19 protein-coding genes and 1 other RNA gene are annotated in these 20826 nt (G+C 71.5%); all 20 read right to left on the bottom strand.

Annotation, left to right across the window (positions count from 1 at the left end):
• Positions 1-26: 26 nt before the first annotated feature.
• The 20 genes from ftsA to G3576_RS08125 all read right to left on the bottom strand — a co-directional run bounded on the left by ftsA (position 27) and on the right by G3576_RS08125 (position 20802).
• Positions 27-1319 carry a cell division protein FtsA gene (ftsA, locus tag G3576_RS08030; RefSeq protein WP_164693831.1) on the bottom strand — a complete coding sequence of 431 codons (1293 nt, stop codon included), beginning with the start codon at positions 1317-1319 and terminating at the stop codon, positions 27-29.
• Positions 1316-2200 (bottom strand): cell division protein FtsQ/DivIB, encoded by an 885-nt coding sequence (locus G3576_RS08035; protein ID WP_235951579.1) that lies wholly within the window; start codon positions 2198-2200, stop codon positions 1316-1318. Before G3576_RS08035 ends, ftsA begins: the two co-directional genes overlap by 4 nt.
• Positions 2190-3113, bottom strand: coding sequence for a D-alanine--D-alanine ligase (locus G3576_RS08040; protein ID WP_164693832.1), 924 nt, complete (start codon positions 3111-3113; stop codon positions 2190-2192). The genes G3576_RS08035 and G3576_RS08040 overlap by 11 nt, the downstream gene beginning before the upstream one ends.
• Positions 3110-4018 (bottom strand): UDP-N-acetylmuramate dehydrogenase, encoded by a 909-nt coding sequence (gene murB, locus G3576_RS08045; protein WP_164693833.1) that lies wholly within the window; start codon positions 4016-4018, stop codon positions 3110-3112. Before murB ends, G3576_RS08040 begins: the two co-directional genes overlap by 4 nt.
• Before the next feature lie 5 nt (positions 4019-4023).
• Positions 4024-5466: a UDP-N-acetylmuramate--L-alanine ligase gene (gene murC / locus G3576_RS08050; RefSeq protein ID WP_164693834.1), complete on the bottom strand. Its 1443-nt coding sequence runs from the start codon at positions 5464-5466 to the stop codon at positions 4024-4026.
• A complete protein-coding gene (murG, locus tag G3576_RS08055) occupies positions 5467-6630 on the bottom strand; it encodes an undecaprenyldiphospho-muramoylpentapeptide beta-N-acetylglucosaminyltransferase (RefSeq protein WP_164693835.1) in 1164 nt (387 codons plus the stop codon). It lies immediately after the preceding gene.
• The gene (locus G3576_RS08060) at positions 6627-7760 is read right to left on the bottom strand and encodes an FtsW/RodA/SpoVE family cell cycle protein (RefSeq protein WP_164693836.1); all 1134 of its coding nucleotides are present in this window, start codon (positions 7758-7760) and stop codon (positions 6627-6629) included. Before G3576_RS08060 ends, murG begins: the two co-directional genes overlap by 4 nt.
• Positions 7757-9136 (bottom strand): UDP-N-acetylmuramoyl-L-alanine--D-glutamate ligase, encoded by a 1380-nt coding sequence (gene murD / locus G3576_RS08065; protein WP_164693837.1) that lies wholly within the window; start codon positions 9134-9136, stop codon positions 7757-7759. Before murD ends, G3576_RS08060 begins: the two co-directional genes overlap by 4 nt.
• Entirely contained in the window at positions 9133-10221 is a 1089-nt protein-coding gene (mraY, locus tag G3576_RS08070; protein ID WP_164693838.1) for a phospho-N-acetylmuramoyl-pentapeptide-transferase, read from the bottom strand. Before mraY ends, murD begins: the two co-directional genes overlap by 4 nt.
• Positions 10218-11588, bottom strand: a complete 1371-nt coding sequence (locus G3576_RS08075) for a UDP-N-acetylmuramoyl-tripeptide--D-alanyl-D-alanine ligase (protein ID WP_164693839.1) — start codon at positions 11586-11588, stop codon at positions 10218-10220. Before G3576_RS08075 ends, mraY begins: the two co-directional genes overlap by 4 nt.
• Entirely contained in the window at positions 11585-13063 is a 1479-nt protein-coding gene (locus G3576_RS08080; protein WP_164693986.1) for a UDP-N-acetylmuramoyl-L-alanyl-D-glutamate--2,6-diaminopimelate ligase, read from the bottom strand. The genes G3576_RS08075 and G3576_RS08080 overlap by 4 nt, the downstream gene beginning before the upstream one ends.
• Before the next feature lie 10 nt (positions 13064-13073).
• Positions 13074-15092, bottom strand: coding sequence for a peptidoglycan D,D-transpeptidase FtsI family protein (locus G3576_RS08085; protein WP_164693840.1), 2019 nt, complete (start codon positions 15090-15092; stop codon positions 13074-13076).
• A gap of 7 nt (positions 15093-15099) precedes the next feature.
• A complete protein-coding gene (gene ftsL / locus G3576_RS08090) occupies positions 15100-15996 on the bottom strand; it encodes a cell division protein FtsL (protein WP_164693841.1) in 897 nt (298 codons plus the stop codon).
• Positions 15993-16940 carry a 16S rRNA (cytosine(1402)-N(4))-methyltransferase RsmH gene (gene rsmH / locus G3576_RS08095; protein ID WP_164693842.1) on the bottom strand — a complete coding sequence of 316 codons (948 nt, stop codon included), beginning with the start codon at positions 16938-16940 and terminating at the stop codon, positions 15993-15995. The genes ftsL and rsmH overlap by 4 nt, the downstream gene beginning before the upstream one ends.
• On the bottom strand, positions 16937-17413 hold the full coding sequence (locus G3576_RS08100) for a division/cell wall cluster transcriptional repressor MraZ (RefSeq protein WP_164693843.1): 477 nt from the start codon (positions 17411-17413) through the stop codon (positions 16937-16939). Before G3576_RS08100 ends, rsmH begins: the two co-directional genes overlap by 4 nt.
• 357 nt (positions 17414-17770) lie before the next feature.
• Positions 17771-18185: RNase P RNA component class A (gene rnpB / locus G3576_RS08105), an RNA gene on the bottom strand.
• Positions 18186-18220: 35 nt separating this feature from the next.
• Complete coding sequence (locus G3576_RS08110; protein WP_164693844.1) at positions 18221-18769, bottom strand: nucleotidyltransferase family protein; 549 nt, start codon at positions 18767-18769, stop codon at positions 18221-18223.
• Positions 18766-19440 carry an N-acetylmuramoyl-L-alanine amidase gene (locus G3576_RS08115; RefSeq protein WP_456237330.1) on the bottom strand — a complete coding sequence of 225 codons (675 nt, stop codon included), beginning with the start codon at positions 19438-19440 and terminating at the stop codon, positions 18766-18768. The genes G3576_RS08110 and G3576_RS08115 overlap by 4 nt, the downstream gene beginning before the upstream one ends.
• Positions 19441-19442: 2 nt before the next feature.
• A complete protein-coding gene (locus tag G3576_RS08120) occupies positions 19443-20216 on the bottom strand; it encodes a TerB family tellurite resistance protein (RefSeq protein ID WP_164693845.1) in 774 nt (257 codons plus the stop codon).
• 61 nt (positions 20217-20277) lie between these two features.
• The gene (locus tag G3576_RS08125) at positions 20278-20802 is read right to left on the bottom strand and encodes a winged helix DNA-binding protein (RefSeq protein ID WP_164693846.1); all 525 of its coding nucleotides are present in this window, start codon (positions 20800-20802) and stop codon (positions 20278-20280) included.
• Positions 20803-20826 lie beyond the last annotated feature (24 nt).

The following is a 20826-nucleotide window of genomic DNA, read 5'->3' on the forward strand; positions in this document are numbered from 1 at the left end:
GATGGGGGGAATGGCGTTCGGGCGCATCACAAGCGATCCCGCAGCCACTCATAGAGACGGCGAATCGAGCCCTGCGGCCGGTCAATACCAGGCGCGACATCCACCACGGGACGACCTTCGCCGGCACCCCAGGCCAGAAGGCCGATGGCGGCGGCGAAAGGAGGCCCGCCGGCGGTATCCGGCAGGCCGCGCACGCTGCGCGGGCGCCCGATTCGGACCTGGCGATCCAGCACGCGGGCCGCCAGTTCGCGCGCGCCGATCATCTGGCTGGCGCCGCCCGTCAGCACCACGCGCGTGCCGGCTTCCTTCGCGACTCCGGCCTGCTCCAGCCTCTCGCGCACGAACTCGAAGGTCTCCTCGAGCCGCGGACGGATGATGTTGACGATCATCGCGCGCGGCACCCGCGCGATGTGGTCCTCATCCTCGCCGACCAGCGGCACGGGCAGCATCTCCCGCTCGTCATCCGCCGCCGCCAGCGCGCCGCCATGCAGCGTCTTCAGCCGTTCCGCATGGCTGATGGGCGTGGAGAGGACGCGCGCCAGATCGTTCGTCACCTGCCAGCCGCCGACGGGGATCTGCGCCGTGTGGATCAGCTGCCCCTCGCTGAAGACGGCGATGGAGGTCGTGCCGCCGCCCATGTCGATGACGGTCGCGCCGATGCGCTTCTCATCCTCCACCAGCGTCGCAAGGCCCGCGGCGAGCGGGGCGGAGACCAGTTCCTCCACCTCCAGGTCGCAGCGCGCGAGGCAGGCGCCGAGGTTCCGCAGCGCGGCCTGGGACGCATCCACCAGGTGCACGCGGGCGCCGAGCGTATCGCAGACCATGCCGCGCGGATCCTCGACCCCCGGCGTGGCATCGACCGTGAAGGAGACGGGCGATCCATGCACCGTCTCCCGCCCATCCTCCGTGCCGCGGCGGCGACCCTCATGCAGGATCGCGCGCAGGTCGGCATCGGTCACGGCGCGGCCGCCGATCGGCCACTGCACATGCAGCAGCCGCGAATCGGGCTGGCCGCAGGAGAGGTTCACGATGGCGCCGGAGAGCTGCGTGTCCGACATCTCCTCCGCCTGGCCGACGGCGGCGCGGATGGCGCGTTCCGCCTCCTCCAGGTCGATGATGGACCCGCCCTTCACCCCGCGTCCGCGCTGCCAGCCGAAGCCCAACACCCGCGGCTCCCCATCGCCTTCGATGCGCGCGATCAGGCAGACGACCTTGGTCGTGCCGATATCGAGCACGCCGAAGGGGCCGTTCCGCGCGCCGCGGCGGCGCTTTTCGGGCGGGGGATCGATGCCGGCGGGAAGGCGGGAGAGCGCGTTCATCCGCGCGTGCTCGCCGTGGCGCGGCGCTGCGGATGCGCAGGCTGTTCCGGTGCCGGCTGCTGGCGCAGCACAAGCCGGTCCGGCAGTCGCATGTCGACGGCGACGAGCGGCCGGTCGAGCAGGGCGCTGCGCGACTGAAGTTCGGAAAGGCGGTTCAGGGCCGGCGCCTCCTGCCCCTCCGGCAGCAGCACGTCGGTGCCGTTGTGGAGGCGGAGGTTCCAGCGCCGCTCGCCGACGCGGACCAGCGCCTGCGTGCGTTCCAGCACGTTGCGATGCGCCAGCAGCAGGTCATAGAGCGCGGCCGCATGCTTGTCGGCACCGGCGCCGACCACAAGTGGCAGTGGGCCGAAGGCGTCCAGCGTTTCAGTCGCCACCACGCGGCCCTCGCGATCGATGACGGCGAAGCGGCTGTTGTGCTGCCAGATCGCGAAGGGCGTGCGCTCCGTCAGGCGCACGAGAATCGTACCGGGCAGGCGGCGCTCGACATGCGCCGCCTCGACCCAGGCGATGGTCTCCAGCCGCGCCTTGGCCTCTTCCGGGGAGAAGGCCAGCATCGGATCGCCGCGCTGGGCGCCGATGGCGCCGCTGATGAGGTCGGCCGGCGTATTGCGTCGGCCCTGGACGACGACCTCCGTCACCTCGAGACCGGCCGAGAGCCCGATCTCGCCCACATTCTCTACGACGGCCCGCATGCGGCCCGCGGGATCGCTGGCATAGACGGCGTAGCCAGCGCCGATCACCAGCATCGTCGCCATCACGCCAAGCGCCGCCGGCCGCATCAGGCCACGCCGACGCTTCAGCCACAGCCGCAGCCGGCTGGGCCGATCCGGGTCCTGCCTGGCCGTCCGGCGGCGTGTCGAGACAGGAGCGTTACGGGCCATGGCGCGCCTCCCTCACCATCCAGGCGCAGAGGTCGGGGAAGGGGATACCGACATGCGCGGCCTGCTCCGGCACCAGGCTGGTGCGAGTCATGCCGGGCTGGGTGTTCACTTCCAGCAGATAGAGCTGGCCCGGCTCGCCCGCCGTATCATCGTATCGGAGGTCTGCGCGGGACACACCGCGGCAGCCGAGCGTCTGGTGGGCGCGCAGCGCGATCTCCATCGCCTTGGCGCGCGTCGCCGGATGCACCGGCGCCGGCAGCGTGTGCTGGCTGCCGCCATCGGCGTATTTCGCATCGTAGTCGTAGAAGACGTGGCCGGTGTCGATCTCCGTCACCTCCAGCGTCCGGTCGCCCATGACGGCGACGGTCAGCTCGCGGCCCGGGATGAAGGCCTCCACCATGATGCGGCGGTCGAACTTCCAGCGCTGCGCAATCTCCGCGCGGCGATTGTCGCCCTCCCGCAGGATCTCGACGCCGACGGAGGAACCCTCATTGATCGGCTTCACGACATAGGGGCGGGGCAGGGGGTCCTCCGCCTCCAGCTCCTCCGGCGTCACGATGCGGCCGGGCGGCACGGGCAGCCCGGCGGCGGCGAAGGCGGCCTTGGACGCCGCCTTGTCCATCGCGAGGGAGGAGGCGCGGACCCCGGAATGCGTATAGGGCAGGCCCATCCAGTCCAGCACGCCCTGGATGCAGCCATCCTCCCCGAAGCGTCCATGCAGGGCATTGAAGACGACATCGGGCTTCGCCGCCTGCAGCGCCGCGATGACGGCGCCCAGGTCATGCCCCACCTCGATCGGCGTGACCTCGAAGCCCGCCGCGCGCAGCGCGCCCACGACCTGCCCGCCGGTCGCCAGGCTCACCTCGCGTTCGGCCGAGAAACCGCCATGCAGAACCGCCACGTGCTTCGTCATGGCGTCACCTCGCCGATCCGCTTGATTTCCCATTCCAGCGAGACGCCGCTGGTGGCGAGCACCCGCGCGCGCATCTCCTCGCCCAGCCCCTCGATGTCGGCGGCCGTGGCGCCACCGAGGTTGAGCAGGAAGTTCGTGTGCTTCTCGCTGACCTGCGCGCCGCCACGCACCAGGCCGCGGCAGCCCGCGGCATCGACCAGCGCCCAGGCCTTGGCGCCGGGCGGGTTCTTGAAGGTGGAGCCGCCGGTGCGGGCGCGGACGGGCTGCGTCGCCTCCCTCGCCGCGCGAATCTCGGCCATGCGTGTCGAGATGGCAGCCGCGTCCCCTGGCCGTGCGTGGAAGCGCGCACGGGTCACGACCCCGCGCGCCGGCAGCACCGCCTTGCGATAGGCGAAGGCAAAGTCCTGCGCCGCCATGCGGATCACGCCGGCGGGCGTCGCCACCTCTGCCCAGTCCAGCACATCCTTCACTTCCGAACCGTAGGCGCCGGCGTTCATGGCCACAGCGCCGCCGATGGCGCCCGGGATGCCGCACAGGAACTCGAGCCCCGCCAGCCCCGTCGCCGCCGCGTGCTCCGCCACCACGGCGTCGAGCGCCGCCGCCCCGGCGATGATGCCATCGCCATCGACGGAAACCTCACCGAAGGCCTTGCCGCCCAGCCGCACCACGACGCCACGGACGCCGCCATCACGGATGATGAGGTTGGAGGCCGCGCCGATGATGCTCAGCGGCACGCTCTCCGGCAGATCCCGCAGCAGCAGCAGCAGGTCATCGACATCCGCCGGGCGCACCAGCCATTCGGCTGGCCCGCCGACCCGGAACCAGGTGAAGGGTGCCAGTGGCGCGTCCTGCTGCACCCGCCCGCGCAGCGGCGGCAGCGTGGCCAGGGCGCGCCTGTCCTCCATCGCCGTCACTTGCTGCCCCCGACAAGGCGCGGCCGCGTGCGGGACTGCAGCACGGTCAGCTGCTCGGGCAGCGCATGCGCCCAGGTCGTGATGTTGCCGGCGCCGAGGCAGACGACGTAGTCGCCCGGCCGCGCGATGGCGTTCACCATCTCCGCCAGGCTGTCCGGGCCCGGAAGCGGCACGACGGAACGATGCCCGCGGGCGCGCAGCCCCTCGACCAGCGCATCGCGATCGACGCCCGGGATCGGCTGTTCACCCGCGGCATAGACATCGGCCACGATCACCGTGCCGGCGTCGTTCATGCAGGCGCAGAACTCCTCGAACAGCGAGGCCAGGCGCGAGTAGCGGTGCGGCTGGACGATGGCGACGACGTCCCGCGCGCCCGCCTGGCGGGCGGCCTTCAGCACCGCGGCGATCTCCACGGGGTGATGGCCGTAATCGTCGATGACGGTGATGCCGCCGGCCTCGCCCGTGCGGGTGAAGCGGCGCTTCACACCCTTGAAGCCCATCAGCGCGGTGCGGATGGTGCCCTCGTCGATGTCCATCTCGACGCCGATGGCGACGGCGGCCAGTGCGTTCTGGACGTTGTGGCTGCCCAGCATCGGCAGGCGCATCGGCTTCAGCGTGCGGCTGCGGCCCGTCGCGCGGTCGCGCACCGCGACCTCGAAGGTCGCGCCCATGCGGTCGGTGATCAGCTTTTCCGCGCGCACATCCGCCTGGGGTGAAAAGCCGTAGGTGATGATACGGCGATCCGACAGGCGCGGGATCATCGCCTGCACCTCCGGATGGTCGGCGCAGAGGACCGCAAAGCCGTAGAAGGGGATGTTGCCGACGAACTGGGCGTAGCCCTCCTTCATCGCCTCCTCGGTCCCCCAATGGTCCAGATGCTCGGGGTCCATGTTGGTGACGACGGCGCAGACGGCGGGCAGTTTCAGGAAGGACCCGTCGCTCTCATCCGCTTCCACCACCATCCAGTCGCCGGAACCGAGGCGCGTATTGGTGCCATAGGCGTTGATGATGCCGCCATTGATGACGGTGGGGTCGAGCTTGGCAGCCTCCAGCACCGCGGCGACCAGGCTCGTCGTCGTCGTCTTGCCATGGGTGCCGCCGATCGCGACGGCCCATTTCAGGCGCATCAGCTCCGCCAGCATCTCCGCCCGACGCACCACGGGGATCAGCCGTGCGCGTGCCGCCTGCACCTCCGGATTGTCGCGCTTCACGGCGGTGGAGACGACGACGACCTGCGCGCCGCCGAGATTGGCGGCATCATGCCCCACCATCACGGGAATGCCGGCGTCACGCAGCCGCGTGACGTTGTACCCTTCCGCGATGTCGCTGCCCTGGACCGAATAGCCGAGGTTGTGCAGCACCTCCGCGATGCCGGACATGCCGATACCGCCGATACCGACGAAGTGGATGGGGCCGATCGAGAGGGGAAGGGCGCGCATCTAGTTGGACTCCGGCCGCGCATCGCCGCGCGTCAATTCGCGTGCCTCGGCACGATTGGTCAGGGTGAGCACGAGATCAGCCAGCCGCCGCGCCGCATCCGGGCGCGCCAGCCGGGACGCCGCCGCCGCCGCGCGGGCCAGCACCGGCGGGTTGGAGAACATCGCCGCCAGGTGCTTCGCCAGCGCATCCGGTGTGAAGTCCGGCTGGCGCATCAGCCACGCCGCGCCGGCGCTGTCCAGCGACCTTCCGTTGGCGGTCTGATGGTCGTCGATCGCATGCGGCAGCGGCACCAGAACGGAAGGCCGCCCTGCGCAGGCGAGTTCCGCGACGGTCGAGGCCCCGGCCCGCGCCACGACGAGATGCGCCATGGCAAGCCGCGTCGCGATATTGCCGAAGAAGGGCGAGAGGTCAGCCGGAACGCCGGCCTCACGATACGCCGTCTCGACGCGCGGCAGATCCTCGGCGCGCGTCTGTTGCGTCACCACGAGACGCTGGCGCAGCGCTTCCGGCAGCAGCGACACGGCGGCCGGCACGACATCGGCGAAGATGCGCGCGCCCAGGCTGCCGCCCAGAACCAGCAGGCGGATCACGCCGTCCTCGGCCGGGGCCGTGTAGCCTTCCTCCGCCAGCGCGGCGAGGGCCGGGCGCACGGGGTTGCCGACCACCTGCGCATGGGCGGAGGACGGCACCTTCGCGGTATCCGCGACCGACAGCGCCAGCAGGTCGGCGCCCGGCGCCAGCAGCCGGTTCGCGCGGCCCAGCACCGCGTTCTGTTCATGCAGCGCCGTCACCGGCCGCGTCGCGCGCGGCAGGGTGCGCGCCGCGATAAGCGGCGGGACCGACGGATAGCCGCCAAAACCCACCACGGCCGAAGCATCGATCCGCGTCAGGATGCGCCGTGCCTCCACCGTGCCGGCGGCGAGGGAGAGCGCGCCCTTGGCTGCGCCCTTGATGCCGCGGCCAGCGATGCCCGACCCGCGCAGCACGAAGCGTTCGGCATTGCTGAAGGCGGGGCTTTCGAAGGCCGCGCTCCGCGCATCCGTCATCAGCGCAATCCGCTCCCCGCGCGCCAGCAGTTCCGCCGCCAAGGCCTCGGCGGGGAACAGATGGCCTCCGGTCCCGCCGGCGGCGATGACGATGGGGCGCACGGCCGGTCCTCTCATCGATCATCCTCGGCGCGGGACAGGCGCTTGCGCGTCAGCGCCAGCAGCATGCCCATGCCGAGCGCGATGGCGAGCACCGAGGAACCGCCATAGCTGACGAAGGGCAGGGTCATCCCCTTGGTCGGGATCAGGTGCAGCGAGGAGGCCATGTTGACGAAGGCCTGCAGCCCGAACTGCGTCAACAGCCCCGCCGAGGCGAGGACGATGAAGAGGTCCATCTCCCCCATCAGCCGGATCAGGCCGCGCACGACGACGAAGGCGAAGAGACCCAGGATCAGCAGGCAGACGACCAGGCCGAATTCCTCCCCGGCCACGGCGAAGACGAAGTCCGCATGCGCGTCCGGCAGGACGTTCTTGACGCGCCCCTCGCCGGGCCCGCGGCCGAGCAGCCCGCCATGGCCGAAGGCCTCCAGCGCCACCGTCACCTGGTAGTTGTCGCCGGCGGCGGGGTCGAGGAAGCGGTGCACGCGGGACTGGACGTGCGGGAAGATCATGTAGGCCAGCCCCGCCAGCGCGACGCCGGCCGCGCCGAAGAAGCCGACGATGAACAGGTTGAGGCCCGCCACGAAGAACTGCGCGAAGAAGACGGCCGTGACCACCAGCAGCATGCCGATATCCGGCTGGCCCTTCAGCAGGCCGGCGATGACCGCAAAGATGCCGAGCACGAGCAGCGTCGCGCCCCAGCGCCCGTTCAGCTTGCCTTCCGCGATCAGCCAGGCCGCGACCACGGCGAAGCAGGGCTTCAGGAATTCCGAGGGCTGCAGCGAACCGAGGCCCGGCAGCGCCAGCCAGCGCCGCGCGCCCTTGATCTCCACGCCCATCACCAGCGTCGCCGCCACCATAGCGACGGCGCCGATCAGCCCGACCCAGGCCAGCAGCCGCACCTGCTTCACGGAGAGCATGGAAACCGCGACCAGCACCGCCGCCGCCATGGCGAGGTAGAAGATCTGGCGCAGGAAGAACATGTTGCGCGATGACGCGCCGATGCGCTCCGCCACCGCCGGGCTGGCGGCCAGCATCATGACATAGCCGAAGCCGATCAGCGCCAGCAGCGCCGCCAGCGTCCAGCGATCGACGGTCCACCACCAGCGGCCGAGCGTGGAGGTGTCCGCGCGGGAAACCTGGATCATGCCGCCCTCCCGGTAGCGGTAGCGCCCATGGCCTGGACCAGCGCGCGGAAGCGGTCGCCGCGCGCATCGAAGCCGCTGAACTGGTCGAAGGATGCGCAGGCCGGCGACAGCAGCACGATGGGCGCCGCACCGCCGAACGCCGCATCCGCCGCCCGGGGCAGCGCAGCGTCCAGCGTGCCGGCGACCTCATGCGCAACGCCATGCGCCGCGAGCGTCGCCGCCAAGGCCGGCGCATCGCGCCCGATCAGGATGGCGCGCGCGATGCGCGGGAAGAGGGGGGCGAGGCTCTCGATCCCGCCTTCCTTAGCCATCCCGCCCGCGATCCAGACGACACGGTCATAGGACGCCAGCGCCCGCGCCGCGCTGTCGGCGTTGGTGGCCTTGCTGTCATTCACGAAGCTCACGCCCCGCAGCGTCCCGACCCTTTCCTGCCGGTGCGGCAGGCCCGGGAAACTGGCCAGCCCCGCAGCGATCCCGCCGCGGTCCAGCCCCAGCGCGAAGGCCGCCGCCGCCGCCGCCGCCGCGTTCTGGGCATTGTGGCTGCCGGGCAGGGCAGGGGCCTCCCGCAGATCGGCGATCTCCCCGGCCGCATCCCGCAGCGACGAACCCTCTGCCCAGATGCCCCCCGGCACGGCGTGCAGGCCCGAGATCGGCACCAGACGGGCGGTTACCGACCCGGCCATGGCGGTGGACAATTCGTCGTCCTGCCCGAGCACCGCGACGTCATCCCGGCCCTGGCGCGCAAAGACATTCGCCTTCGCAGCGGCATAGCCGGCCATGCTTCCATGCCGGTCGAGATGGTCGGGGCTGAGGTTCAGCATAACCCCCACGTTGAACCCGACGGTCGCGATTCGCTCCAAGCTGTACGACGACATTTCGAGGGTGTAGGTCCCCTCCGACCCCAACATGTTGAGTCCCAAGGCCGCCGGGCCGAGATTGCCGCCGACCTCCGACACCCGTCCGGCCCGCAGCAGCAGGTGGTGCAGCAGCGCCGTCGTGGTGGATTTGCCGTTGGTCCCGGTGATGCCGACGAAGCGCGCCGCGCTGCCCGCCGCCCGCACCGCGAGGAACAGGTATTCGACGTCGCAGAGGATCGGCCGCCCGGCCTCCCGCGCCCGCACCGCCGCCGGATGGGGCCTGGGCAGCAGGTGAGGGATGCCGGGCGAAAGCAGCAGCGCATCCTGGGTGAAGGGGCCGGCCGATGGATCGCGCAGCGCGAAGCCCGCCCGTTCCGCGGCGAGCCGCCCTTCCTCCCGGTCATCCCAGCAAGTGACCTCCGCCCCCCACTCCGCAAGGCGCACAGCCGCGGGCAGCCCGGCCTTGCCCAGGCCGACCACGGCGATGCGCTCTCCGGCAAAGGGGCGGAAATCGCTCATCGGATCTTCAGCGTGCTCAGGCCGATCAGCGCCAGCACCATGGCGATGATCCAGAAGCGGATCACGATGGTGGGCTCGGCCCAGCCCTTCTTCTCGAAATGGTGGTGCAGCGGCGCCATCAGGAAGACGCGCTTGCCAGTCCGCTTGTACCAGAAGACCTGGATGATGACGGACACCGTCTCCACCACGAACAGCCCGCCGACGATGGCCAGCACCACCTCATGCTTCGTCGCGACGGCCACCGCGCCCAGCGCGCCACCCAGCGCCAGCGATCCGGTGTCACCCATGAAGACGGCGGCTGGCGGCGCGTTGAACCAGAGGAAGCCGAGGCTCGCGCCGATCAGGGCGGAGCAGAACACGGCCAGCTCGCCGGAACCCGGCACCGCGTGCAGCTGCAGGTAGTCCGCGAAGATGCGGTTGCCGACGAGGTAGGCGATGAGCGCGAAGACGCCGGCCGCGATCATGACCGGGACGATGGCCAGGCCATCCAGCCCGTCGGTCAGGTTCACGGCGTTCGACGCGCCCATCATCACCAGCATGGCCAGCGCCGGGAACACGATGCTGAAGGGGATCAGCACTTCCTTGAAGAAGGGCACCGCGAGCTTGTCGGCGAGGTGCGGCGGCATCAGCCAGGCCATCCACAGCGCGGCCGCCAGGCCGATCAGTGCCTGGGTGATCAGCTTCTGCCGGCCCGACACGCCCTTGGTGTTCCGCTTCGTGACCTTCAGCCAGTCATCGGCGAAGCCCAGCGCCCCATAGCCGAGGGTCACCATCAGCACGGCCCAGACATAGCCGTTGCGGAGATCCGCCCAGAGCAGGGTCGAGACGGAGAGCGACAGCAGGATCAGCACGCCACCCATGGTGGGCGTGCCCTTCTTCGTCAGCAGGTGGCTCTGCGGCCCATCCTCCCGGATCGGCTGGCCGCCATTCTGGCGGGCGCGGAGGAAGCGGATCAGCGCCGGGCCGAAGGCAAGGGCCACGAACAGCGCCGTCATGCAGGCGGCCCCCGCCCGGAACGTCGTGTAGCGGATCAGGTTGAACATGATGAACTCGTCGGCGAGCGGCGAGAGCAGGTTGAAGATCATCGGGAAGCACTTTCGGTCAGCGCCTGCACCACGGTCTTCATCCCCGTGGCCAGGCTGCCCTTAACGAGGACCGCATCGCCATCGCGCAGCGCGGCAAGAACGGGGGCGACGAGTTCGCGGGATGTCGGTGCCCACGCCCCCTGGAGGGCGGCGGGAATGCCAGCCAGGGCATGACGCATCAATGGGCCGCAGGCGAAGACCAGATCCGCGGATTCCGCGATGTGCGGGGCGAGCGCGGCGTGCTCCGCCTCCGCGAAGCCGCCGAGCTCCCCCATCTGCCCCAGCACCGCGATCCGCCGGCGGGCTGGCAGCAGCTTCAGCAGCGCCAGCGCTGCCCGCATGGAGGGCGGCTGGCCGTTATAGGCCTCGTCCAGCAGCGTGGCGCTGCCCCCGTCGGGGGTGGCGATCCGCTGCCGGTCGCCCCGGCCGGCCAGGGCCCGGAAGCCGGAAAGGCTTTCCGCCGCCGCGGCGACATCCGCGCCGAGCGCCCGCACCACGGCCAGGGCTGCGACGGCGTTGCGGGCCATGTGGAGCCCCGGCGTGCCGAGCCGGAAGTGCAGGACCTGGCCCGCGACATCGGCGGTGATGGTCGTGCCCTCGGCATCGGGCTCCATCGCCGTGGCACGGGCATCGCCGCCCTCGCCGAAGGTCGTCACCGCGGCACCGCCGGCGAGGTCCCGCAGCAGGGGCAGGAAAGGGCTTTCGGCGGGCAGCACGGCGATGCCATCGGGCAACAGCCCCTGCATGATGCAGGCCTTCTCCCGCGCGATCGCCTCCAGGCTGCCCATATGGCCGATATGCGCGGCCTCGATGGCCGTGATCACGGTGACATGCGGCCGGGCGAGCCGCGCCAGCGGCGCGATCTCCCCGGGGTGGTTCATGCCGATCTCGATGATGCCGAAGGCACTGCCTTGGGGCATGCGCGCCAGGGTCATCGGCACGCCCCAATGATTGTTGTAGCTGGCGACCGCCGCATGCGTCGGCCCCTGGGCCGAAAGCGCGGTGCGCAGCATCTCCTTCGTCGTCGTCTTGCCGACGCTGCCGGTCACGCCCACGAAGCGCGCGCCGGAGCGCTGGCGCCCGGCGGCGCCGAGCGCCGTCAGCCCGGCCAGCGTGTCACCCACCCGCAGCAGGGGGGCGCCGGCCGCAAGGCCCGGCGGGTCCCGGTCCACCATGGCGGAGGCAGCCCCGCGCGCCAGGGCATCGGCCACGAAATCATGCCCGTCCCGTGCGTCGCGCAGCGCGATGAAGAGGTCACCCGGGCCAGCCGATCGGCTATCGATGGAGACGCCGGTAATGGCGACCTCGGCATCGATCCTGCCGCCGGTCGAGCTGCGCAGCGCGGCGCTGTCCCACAGGGTCGTCATGCCGCCCGGTCCCCGGCCAGGCCACGCACGACCTGCACGTCATCGAAGGGCAGCGTGACGCCGCCGATGGTCTGGCCACTTTCATGGCCCTTGCCCGCCACGGCCAGCACGTCGCCGGGCCCGAGGTCGGACAGCGCGCGCGCGATGGCCGCGTGCCGGTCCCCGGCATCGATCCCGCCCGGGCAGCCCGCCAGCACCGCGGCGCGGATGGCGGCCGGATCCTCGCTGCGGGGGTTGTCATCCGTCACCCAGCAGCGGTCGGCCAGCCGCGCGCAGGCGGCGCCCATCAGCGGGCGCTTGCCGGGGTCGCGGTCCCCACCGGCGCCGAACAGCACATGGAGCCGCGCACCCGGCGCCACATGCGGGCGCAGCGCGACCAGCAGGCGCTCCAGCGCGTCCGGCGTATGGGCATAATCTACATAGGCGGCGGCCCCGTTCGGCAGCCGCGTGGCCAGCTCCATCCGCCCGCGCACGCCGATGAGGCCCTGCAGCAGGTCCAGCGCCCGGCCGGGCGGCATCCCTGTCGCGATCGCCAGCGCGGCCGCCATCAGCGCGTTATCGGCCTGGAAGCGGCCGGGCAGCGGCAGCGTGAGGTCGCGCTGCTCGCCCATCCCCTCGACCTGGATGCGCTGGCCGTGCGGCAGCGGCACGTGGCCGACCAGGCGCAGCGCCTCCCCTGCCTCGCCCACCGTCAGCAGCCGAAGGCCGCGGCGCGGGGCGATATCCCGCAGCGCGGCGAGCGTCGCCGGTTCCATGTCCGCATTGGCCACCGCGGCGGCGCCTGCCGGCAGCAGCGCGTCGAACAGCCGGAGCTTGGCGGCGCGATAGGCCTCCATGCTGCCGTGATAATCGAGATGGTCGCGAGTCAGGTTGCTGAAGCCGGCCGCCGCCAGCGTCGCGCCGTCCAGCCGCCGCTGCTCGATGCCGTGCGAGGACGCCTCCATCGCCACCGCAGTGACGCCGCCGCGCGCCAGCTCCGCCAGCCTGGCCTGCAGCGCCACCGGATCCGGCGTGGTCAGGGACGGCCCGGGCGGGAAGCCCGGGGCGACCAGCCCGAGCGTGCCCATCGACCCGGCGCGGAGGCCCGCCAGCGTCCAGAGCTGGCGGAGGAAATCCACCGTGCTGGTCTTGCCGTTCGTCCCCGTCACGGCGACCAGCGTGGCAGGTTGCGCGCCGTGGAAGGCGGCCGCGAGCTTGGCAAGGACACGCCGTGCATCGCGGGCCAGGATCAGTGGCCGCTCGGCCACGCCCTCCGGCCACGCCGTGCCCTCGGGCGCGAGCACCGCGGCAGCGCCGGCCGCGACGGCCGCAGCGATGAATCCCCGCCCATCGGCACAGGCACCGGGTAAAGCCGCGAAGAGGAAGCCGGGACGGACCTCCCGGCTGTCGGCCGTCAGCCCACTGATCGCCGGCAGGTCACGGGATGGGGAGACGATGCCCGCCACGTCGCGCAGGAGGTCGGGCAGCGGGCGCATCGCCGGGCCGTCATCGGGGCGCAAGGCTCGCCTCCCGCTGCGCGGCGGGGGGCGCGGCGGCGGGGCGCGGGGCCTCCGCGGCGCGGGCGGGTGCGGCGGCGGTCGGCGCGGTCGGGATGGCGCGCGGCTGGGGTTGCGGGGGCGTCGCGGCAGGCTGGGCCGCCGGCTGCGTCGCGGGGCGCGGTGGCGTGGCCGGAGCCCCCGCGGGCCGCGCCGCCGCGGCCGGGGGGCGCCCCGGTTGCAGCGGCATGGCGAGGCTGGCCTGGATCTCCGGCACGCGGTCCGTCTCCGGCGCCATGCCAAGGATGGGGGCGACCTGACGCACCACCATGCCCGCGGCCGGCGCCGCCACCCAGCCCGCGGTGGCGAAGCCGTGGCTCCGGGCGTTGGGCTTCGGCTCGTCCACCATGACGTAAAGCGCATAGCGTGGCGCGTTCATCGGGAAGGCGCCGACAAAGGCGGTGATGCGCTTGTTCTCCAGGTAACCGCCGCGCGGTCCCGTCTTCTGCGCCGTCCCCGTCTTGCCGCCGACGAAATAGCCCGGGACATCCGCGCTCTTGCCCGATCCTTCCGTCACCACCAGGCGCATCAGCCGGCGCATGGTGTCGGAGGTGCGTTCGCTGAGCACCCGCGTGCCTTCGACCGGCACGCCGGGTTCACGAGCGATCAGCGTCGGCGGGCGCAGGATGCCGCCATTCACGATCGCGGAGACGCCGGTGATGACATGCAGCGGCGTCACGGAAATGCCGTGGCCGAAGCCGATCGTCATGGTGTTGATCTCGCGCCAGCTGTTCGGCGTCGGGATCAGGGGGACGGCGGTTTCCGGCAGCTCGATCGGCAGGCGGCTGCCCATGCCCATGCGCACCATGAAGTCGCGGTGCCGCTGCGGGCCAACCGCCGCGGCCATATGGGCGGAGGCCAGGTTAGAGGAGTAGGCGAGGATTTCCGGCAGGGCGAGCCAGCGATTCTTGCCGCGGTAGTCGTTGATGGTGAAGCGCCCGAAGCGGATGGGTCGCGAAGCGTCGTAGCCGCCCCACACATTGATCGTCCCAAGTTCCAGCGCCATCGCCGCCGTCAGCAGCTTGAAGGTCGAACCCGGCTCATAGACGCCGACCGTCGTGCGGTTGAAGCGCGGGTTCTGGCCCTGCTCCTCCCGCGACTGCGGCGTGTTGTCGATACGCACGGGCTCGGACAGGTCGAAGTCGGGCAGGGAGACCATGCCCAGCACTTCGCCGGTCTGTACATCCATCAGGATGCCGGCGCCGCCGATGCCGTTGAACTCGGTGATCGCGCGCTGGACGGAATCACGCAGCGCCAGCTGCACGCGCACATCGACGGCCAGGCGAAGCTGATCGCCGCGGCGCAGGCGCAGGCGTTCGTCGAAATACTTCTCGACACCAGCCGTGCCGTTCCCGTCCACATCGACGCCGCCCAGGATATGCGCGGCCGCGCGGCCCTGCGGATAGACGCGCCGCTCCGCCTGCTGGAAGTAGAGTCCGGGGATGCCGAGCGAATTGACCGCCTGCTGTTCGCGCGGCGTCAGCGCGCGCGCGACATAGGCGAATTGCCGCTCTCCGGACAGGCGCGCGGTGACGCGCTCCACATCCAGCTGCGGCAGCACCTGCACCAGCCGACGCGCGGCTTCCGCTGGATTCTGGATCTCCTGCGGATTGGCATAGAGCGCCGTGACGGGCAGCGAGACCGCCAGGATCTCGCCGTTGCGGTCGGCGATGGTCCCGCGTCCGGGCAGATGTTCCTGCGGCGCGGTGTCGAACCGGGACATCGCCGCCAGGCGGCGCGGCTCCGCCGGGGAGATCAGCGTGGCATCGGCCAGGCGGAAGCCCACCACGGCGAAAAGCAGGCCGAAGCCGCTCGCGGCGACGACCAGCCGCCGACGGGACCGCTCCAGCACCGCGCGGCGGGCGAGCTCCGGCCGCGGCACGCGGACGAGGTCGGTGCGCGGTGGCGCATCGCGGCCGATGGTGCGGCCGATCGGCGCGGCATCCGGGGCGGGGGGGAGCGGGTTCATGCGCCGGTCAGCGCGGCTGCGGAGGCGCGAGGCCGCCGAGCGTGGCGGCGGAGGCCGAGCCGAAAGGCACGGGCGGGGCCAGTGCCGGGCGACCGAGGCTGGAGCCGCCGCCGAGCGCGGAGACGAAGGTCGGCGGCGCCGGCGCTGGCGCCGGCGCGGGCGGCGGTGCCGAACGCGCCACGCGCACAGGCTCGGCCTGCACCGGGGCAGGGGCAGCGGGTCGCGGCTGCGCGACCGGGGTGGCGACCGGCGCGGCGGTCGCCTGGCGGATCACGCCCGGCGTCAACTGCGCCAGGGTGGGTGAGGGTGCGCGCGGCGCCACGTCCCGCAGCGGTGCCGGGCGCGGCGGCGCGGGCGGCGGCACCGCCGTCTGCGTCGCGCGCTGGGCGGCGACCGTCGCGGCCAGCGCCTGCAGCGCCGGCGCTTCGGGTGCGCGCGGGTCGGCGGCCGGCGCGGGGCGGGACGGTGTCGGGGCAGGTGCCGCCGCCGGCTGCGGGCGCGCCGCCGGGGCGGCGGGCGGTGCCGGCGCCGGCACCTGCGCGGCGGCCACCATCACGTTGCCGGCCTGGCGCGGCGCTTCCGGCGGCGCGAAGAGGTTGGGCGGGCCGGCGAAGGCCACGGCCTGCGGCAGGCGGCGCTCCATCTCCGTCGCGCGCGCGAATTGCGTCGGCTGCATCGGCTCCAGCGGCAGATGCCGCGTGGCGACCTGCCGGAGCCGGTCGGGCTCGTTCAGCAGGGCCCATTCGGCGCGCAGGATGGAGATGCGGTCGCGCATCTGTTCGGTCTGCCGGCGCACGTCCCGCAATTCGCGGTCATAGGTCGCGACGTGATGCTTCACCTGGTACAGCCAGGCGCCGGCGCCCGCGAAGGCCACGAAGCAGACGATGGTGAAGGGCCGGATCATGACGGCAACCCCTGCGGCGTGACGCGGCGTTCGATGGCGCGCAGGCGCGCGGAACGCGCCCGGCTGTTGCTGGCAGTCTCTTCATCCCCGGGCCGCAGCGCGCGCTGCGTCAGCAGGGTGAAATCAGCTTCCCCGCGCGGCAGCAGGGAGGCAGGGTCATGGCGGGAGGCATGGCCCCCGCGCCCGGCGGCGGCGACCATGGCGCGCTTCACCAGCCGGTCTTCCAGCGAGTGGAAGGCGACGACGACCAGCCGGCCGCCCGGCGCCAGCAGGCGCATGGCCTGCTCCAGCCCGCGCTCGATCTCGCCCAACTCGTCATTCACCGCGATGCGCAGCGCCTGGAAGGACCGCGTCGCGCCATCGATGCCGGAGGGGTCGCGCGGCACCGAAGCGCGCACGATCTCCGCCAGCCGCGCCGTCGTCACGATGGGTTCCGCGGCGCGCTCCCGCACGATGGAGCGGGCAACGCGGCGCGCATGCCGCTCCTCCCCGAACTCGGCGATGATGGAAGACAGTTCGCGCTCCCCCAGCGTGTTCACCAGGTCGGCTGCCGAGGGGCCGCTGCGGTCCATCCGCATGTCGAGCGGACCATCCGCGCGGAAGGAGAAGCCGCGCTCCGCCTGGTCGATCTGGAAGGAGGAGACGCCGAGATCCATCACGACGCCATCGAGGGACTCGATGCCGCGTTCGGTGAGGGCATCAAGCATGTCGCCGAATCGCGCATGCACCAGATGCAACCGCGCAGGATACGACGCGGCCATCGCCGCGCCACGCGCAATCGCATCGGGGTCGCGGTCCAGCGCCCACAAGGTGCAGTCGGCAGCATCAAGAATCGCACGCGCATAGCCGCCGCCACCGAAGGTGGCGTCGAGGTACCGGGCACCGGCGCGGGGCTGCAGAGTCGCCAGCACTTCCTCCAGCATGACGGGAACGTGGCCCGTCATGGCACGCTCTTCGGATTCGTGTTGAGAGGCATCGCGGCAATCGTGAGCCGACGTTCGCGCACCAGCTTCTTCGCGGCGGCGACATGCGCCCGCGCCGCTTCGGCGTCCCAGATCTCGAAACGATCGCCCTTGCCGAGGAAGGCGATCTCGCCCTTCAGCCCGACCTCCTCCACCATCTCATCCGGCAGGACGAGGCGGCCTTCGCCATCGATGCGCAGCGCCATGCTGTCGGCGATGATGCCGGCTTCCAGCGCCTCCCGGTCCTCCGAGAAATGCTCAAGGCTCAGGATGCTGTCGAGCATGTGCTGGAACACGGTACGGCTGCGGGCCTCGATGCAGGGATGTTGATGGGAAACCCGGAAGACGAGCTGGTTCGTGGCGGCAGCTTCCAGTTCGGCGCGGAAGGGCGCGGGCACGGAAATGCGGCCCTTGGCGTCCCGCTTTCCGAAATGCGTGCCCACGAACTGGGTCATCGCGCTATGCTGCTGCCCCCATCGACAGCCCTTGGGCTATCGTCCCCCGCTCAGCGGCCGGTGAGGCCCCCCGACCTCACCGGCTCGCCCGACCATCCCCCTTGAGACCCAAAATGCCCCCCCGAGCCGGGTCCCTCACGGGATGGCTTGGGATAGCATGGGATTTGGCGGGACGACAAGGGGAAATACCGTTAGCGAACCCTAAACGAGGGAGCGAAAAGTAAGCATTTCCAGCACTCTATCCTCCAGTTCTAGGACATAGCGAGAGAAGAAAAATGCAATGCAGTATACATTGCATCTATTCCTTCTTTGTTCCTTCGCCGTTCATCCACAGCCTGTGCATAACGGGGAAGACGTGGTGCCGGGCGGCCTGTAAGCCGGGTTCTGTCCCCGCCCGAAAGCGATGGACGACCATTCCTCTGGAGCCTGTGTCGCCACAGGCTTCTCGCGGCCAACCCGGGCGGCGGGGCGGGAACGCCCCTGCATCCGCGCCACGGGGCGAACCCCGCGCCGCACTGCCGGCCACCCCTATTCGGCCTTGCTCCCGGTGGGGTTTACCATGCCACCCACGTTGCCGTGGATGCGGTGGGCTCTTACCCCACCCTTTCACCCTTGCCTCGGGGTGCTTCCACGCCGAGGCGGTTTGCTTTCTGTGGCACTGTCCCTGGGGTTTGACCCCCGCCGGTCGTTGACCGGCACCGTATTCCCGTGGAGCCCGGACTTTCCTCCAGCCTTGGATCACTCCAGGGCCAGCGGTCGCCCAGCCACCCGGCACCGCCCCCCACATCGCGCCCCTGCGCGCCGCGGTCAATCGTCTTTCAGCCCGACAATGCGCAAGGCCGCCCAGCGGATGCGCCATCCCTTCGCGCGGAGCCGGTCTCGCACCACGCCTGGCCGCGCCGCATGCGCCGGCCCGGGGCGGACCACCATCGCCATCAGGTCATCCAGCCCAAGTGGCGCCAGCACCTCCACGCGCCCGGCGACGAGGCGTGCCGCGACGGCCGTCGCCGTTTCCGGCCAATGCGCCAGCGCGTCGGCAACGTCGCGGTAGGCGCCATGGCCGTTCGCCGCCGCCATGCCGCGCTGATGGGTGACCGACCAGGGCAGGCCGGGCCGCGCCCCGCGCAGCGCGTCCTCGAACGCCGTGTCGCTCGACGAATCGTCCCAGTGCACGACGTCGATGTCGGCGAGTCCGGCGGTGGAGGTTGTGACGCCGCTCAGCGTGTCCCACACCGCGTTGCGCACGAAGCCTGCGCCGATCCAGGCATGGCGCGGTCCGGCCAGGGCCAGCGCCTGGAGGGCATCGCGATGCGTCCGGCTCGCCTCCAGGATCGCGGCGATGCGCGCCGCGCTCATGCCGCGGCGGCAGCCACCACGCGCAGGCGCTTCAGCGTGCCGGCATCGAGCAGCCCGTCCACCCGCGTCGGGCGCCAATGCCGCTGGAAGGCGCGCAGCAGGACGGGCAGCGGCAGGTCCGTCCGGTATCCGATCATGCTGAGCAGATCGAGCGCATCGCCGTTAACGTTCGGCGCGGCGTTCTTCGGCCAGAGCCCGACGCCATTCGCCGCCAGCCCTTCCCAGTCGAACAACTCGCCCGGATCCTCCTTCCGGTCAGGCGCGACGTCGGAATGCGCGACCACGTCGCGCGGCGCGATGGGATGACGGGAGAGGATGTCGAGGCAGAGATCGCAGACCGCCGCCATCTGAAGCGCGGGGAAGGGGCGGTAGCCGAATTCGTGGCCAGGATTGACGATCTCGATCCCGATGCTGCGGCCATTCAGCCCGCTGGCACCCCGCCAGTGGGAGATACCGGCATGCCAGGCGCGCCGCTCCTCCTCCACCAGCCGGAAGACGGTGCCGTCCTCCTCCACCACATAATGGGAGGAGACGGCGGCGAGGGGATCGCGCAGCCGGTCGATCGCCGCCTGGCCGCTCTGCATGCCGGTGTAGTGCAGAACCAGCATGTCGATCGCCTGGCTGGCCGGGCGGTCATCCTGGTTCGGGCTGGGCAGGTCGCGGATCCGCACGACTACAGCCCGCGCTGGCGCTTGATCTTGTCCCAGGCGGCGTTGATCTCCGCCACCTTGCGCGTGGCGCGATCGACGAATTCCGGCGGCACGCCGCGCGCCGCCAGGCCGTCCGGGTGGTTCTCCCGCATCAGCTTGCGCCAGGCTTGGCGCACCTCCTCATCCGTGGCGGCCGGTGTCAGGCCGAGCACGCCATAGGCGTCCTTGTCCTCCGTCGCGCGCTGCGCCGCCCCGCCCGGCGCGCCGCCCCCCTTGGCGCGGTCCCAGGCCCCATGGTCCAGCCCGAAGCGGAGGTGCACGCCCTGCAGCACCGGCAACTCGCCCTTCGTCAGGGGGCCGTCGGCGCGGGCGATGTAGAACAGGGCGGTCAGCACGTCCTCCAGCAGCGCGCGGTTGTCGGCGAAGGCCTCTCCCATCCGCTCGGCGAAGGGCTCCCAGCCCTCGGCATCCTTGCGCGCCTCGTCGAACATCTGCGCGACCTCCCGCAGGTTCTCGGGCGGGATGCGGAACATGGCCTTGAAGGCGTCGATCTCCTCCCGCTTCACCGGGCCATCGGCCTTGGCGAGCTTGGCCGAGAGCACGATGACGGAGATGGCGAAGAGCGTTTCCTTGTTGCCGAGGAACGCCGCGAGGTCCGCCGCCCCCGGCCCGATCTGCCGCCCCGGCATGACGCCATTGTCGGCCGCATGGCCCAGCGCCGCGCCGACCACGGCGCCGAGCGGCCCGCCGGTGACGAAGCCGGCCACGCCGCCGATGAGTTTGCCCCAGATGCTCAAGCCGGCCTCGATGATCGCTCCCGCGGTCCTAGCACGGTCGTCCGGCGCGCCACAGGGCCTGTCAGAGAGTTGCTGCCGCCCGGGCCGCCTGGTCGTAGTAGCCGGACAGCGCGCGCAGCAGTTGCGCGACGCTGGACAATTGCTCCTCCGACGGTCCGGAGGCCCGCAGCGGCTCCGCCAGCAGGCGCTCCCGCACCCCCGCATAGGCCGCGCAGAGCGCGGCGCCGGCTTCCGTCGCGCTCACCACCTTCTCCTTGCCCGCCCGGCCCGTCGTCACCAGCCCGGCTTCCTCCAGCTTGCGGATGGCATAGGTCGCGACATGCGTGTCCTCGATGTCCAGCACCAGCAGGATATCGGCCAGGCGCTTCGGCCGGTCGCGGTGGCGGACGGTGTGCAGGATGAGGATCTCGGTCGGCGACATCCCGGGCCGCCCGGCCGCCGCCATGCAGCGGACCATCCAGCGCGCGAAGCCATGGCCCGCCAGGATCAGGCCGAATTCCACTTCCGACAGGCCCGGCGAGGCACCCGCCGCGAGATGGGCGGAGGAGACCACCGGGGCTGCATCCCCGCGTCGCGACGGCGCCATGGAAGGGTCTCCCCGGTTGCGGAA

This window comes from Falsiroseomonas algicola (assembly GCF_011040385.1).
In the GTDB taxonomy this organism is placed as follows: Bacteria; Pseudomonadota; Alphaproteobacteria; order Acetobacterales; family Acetobacteraceae; genus Falsiroseomonas; species Falsiroseomonas algicola.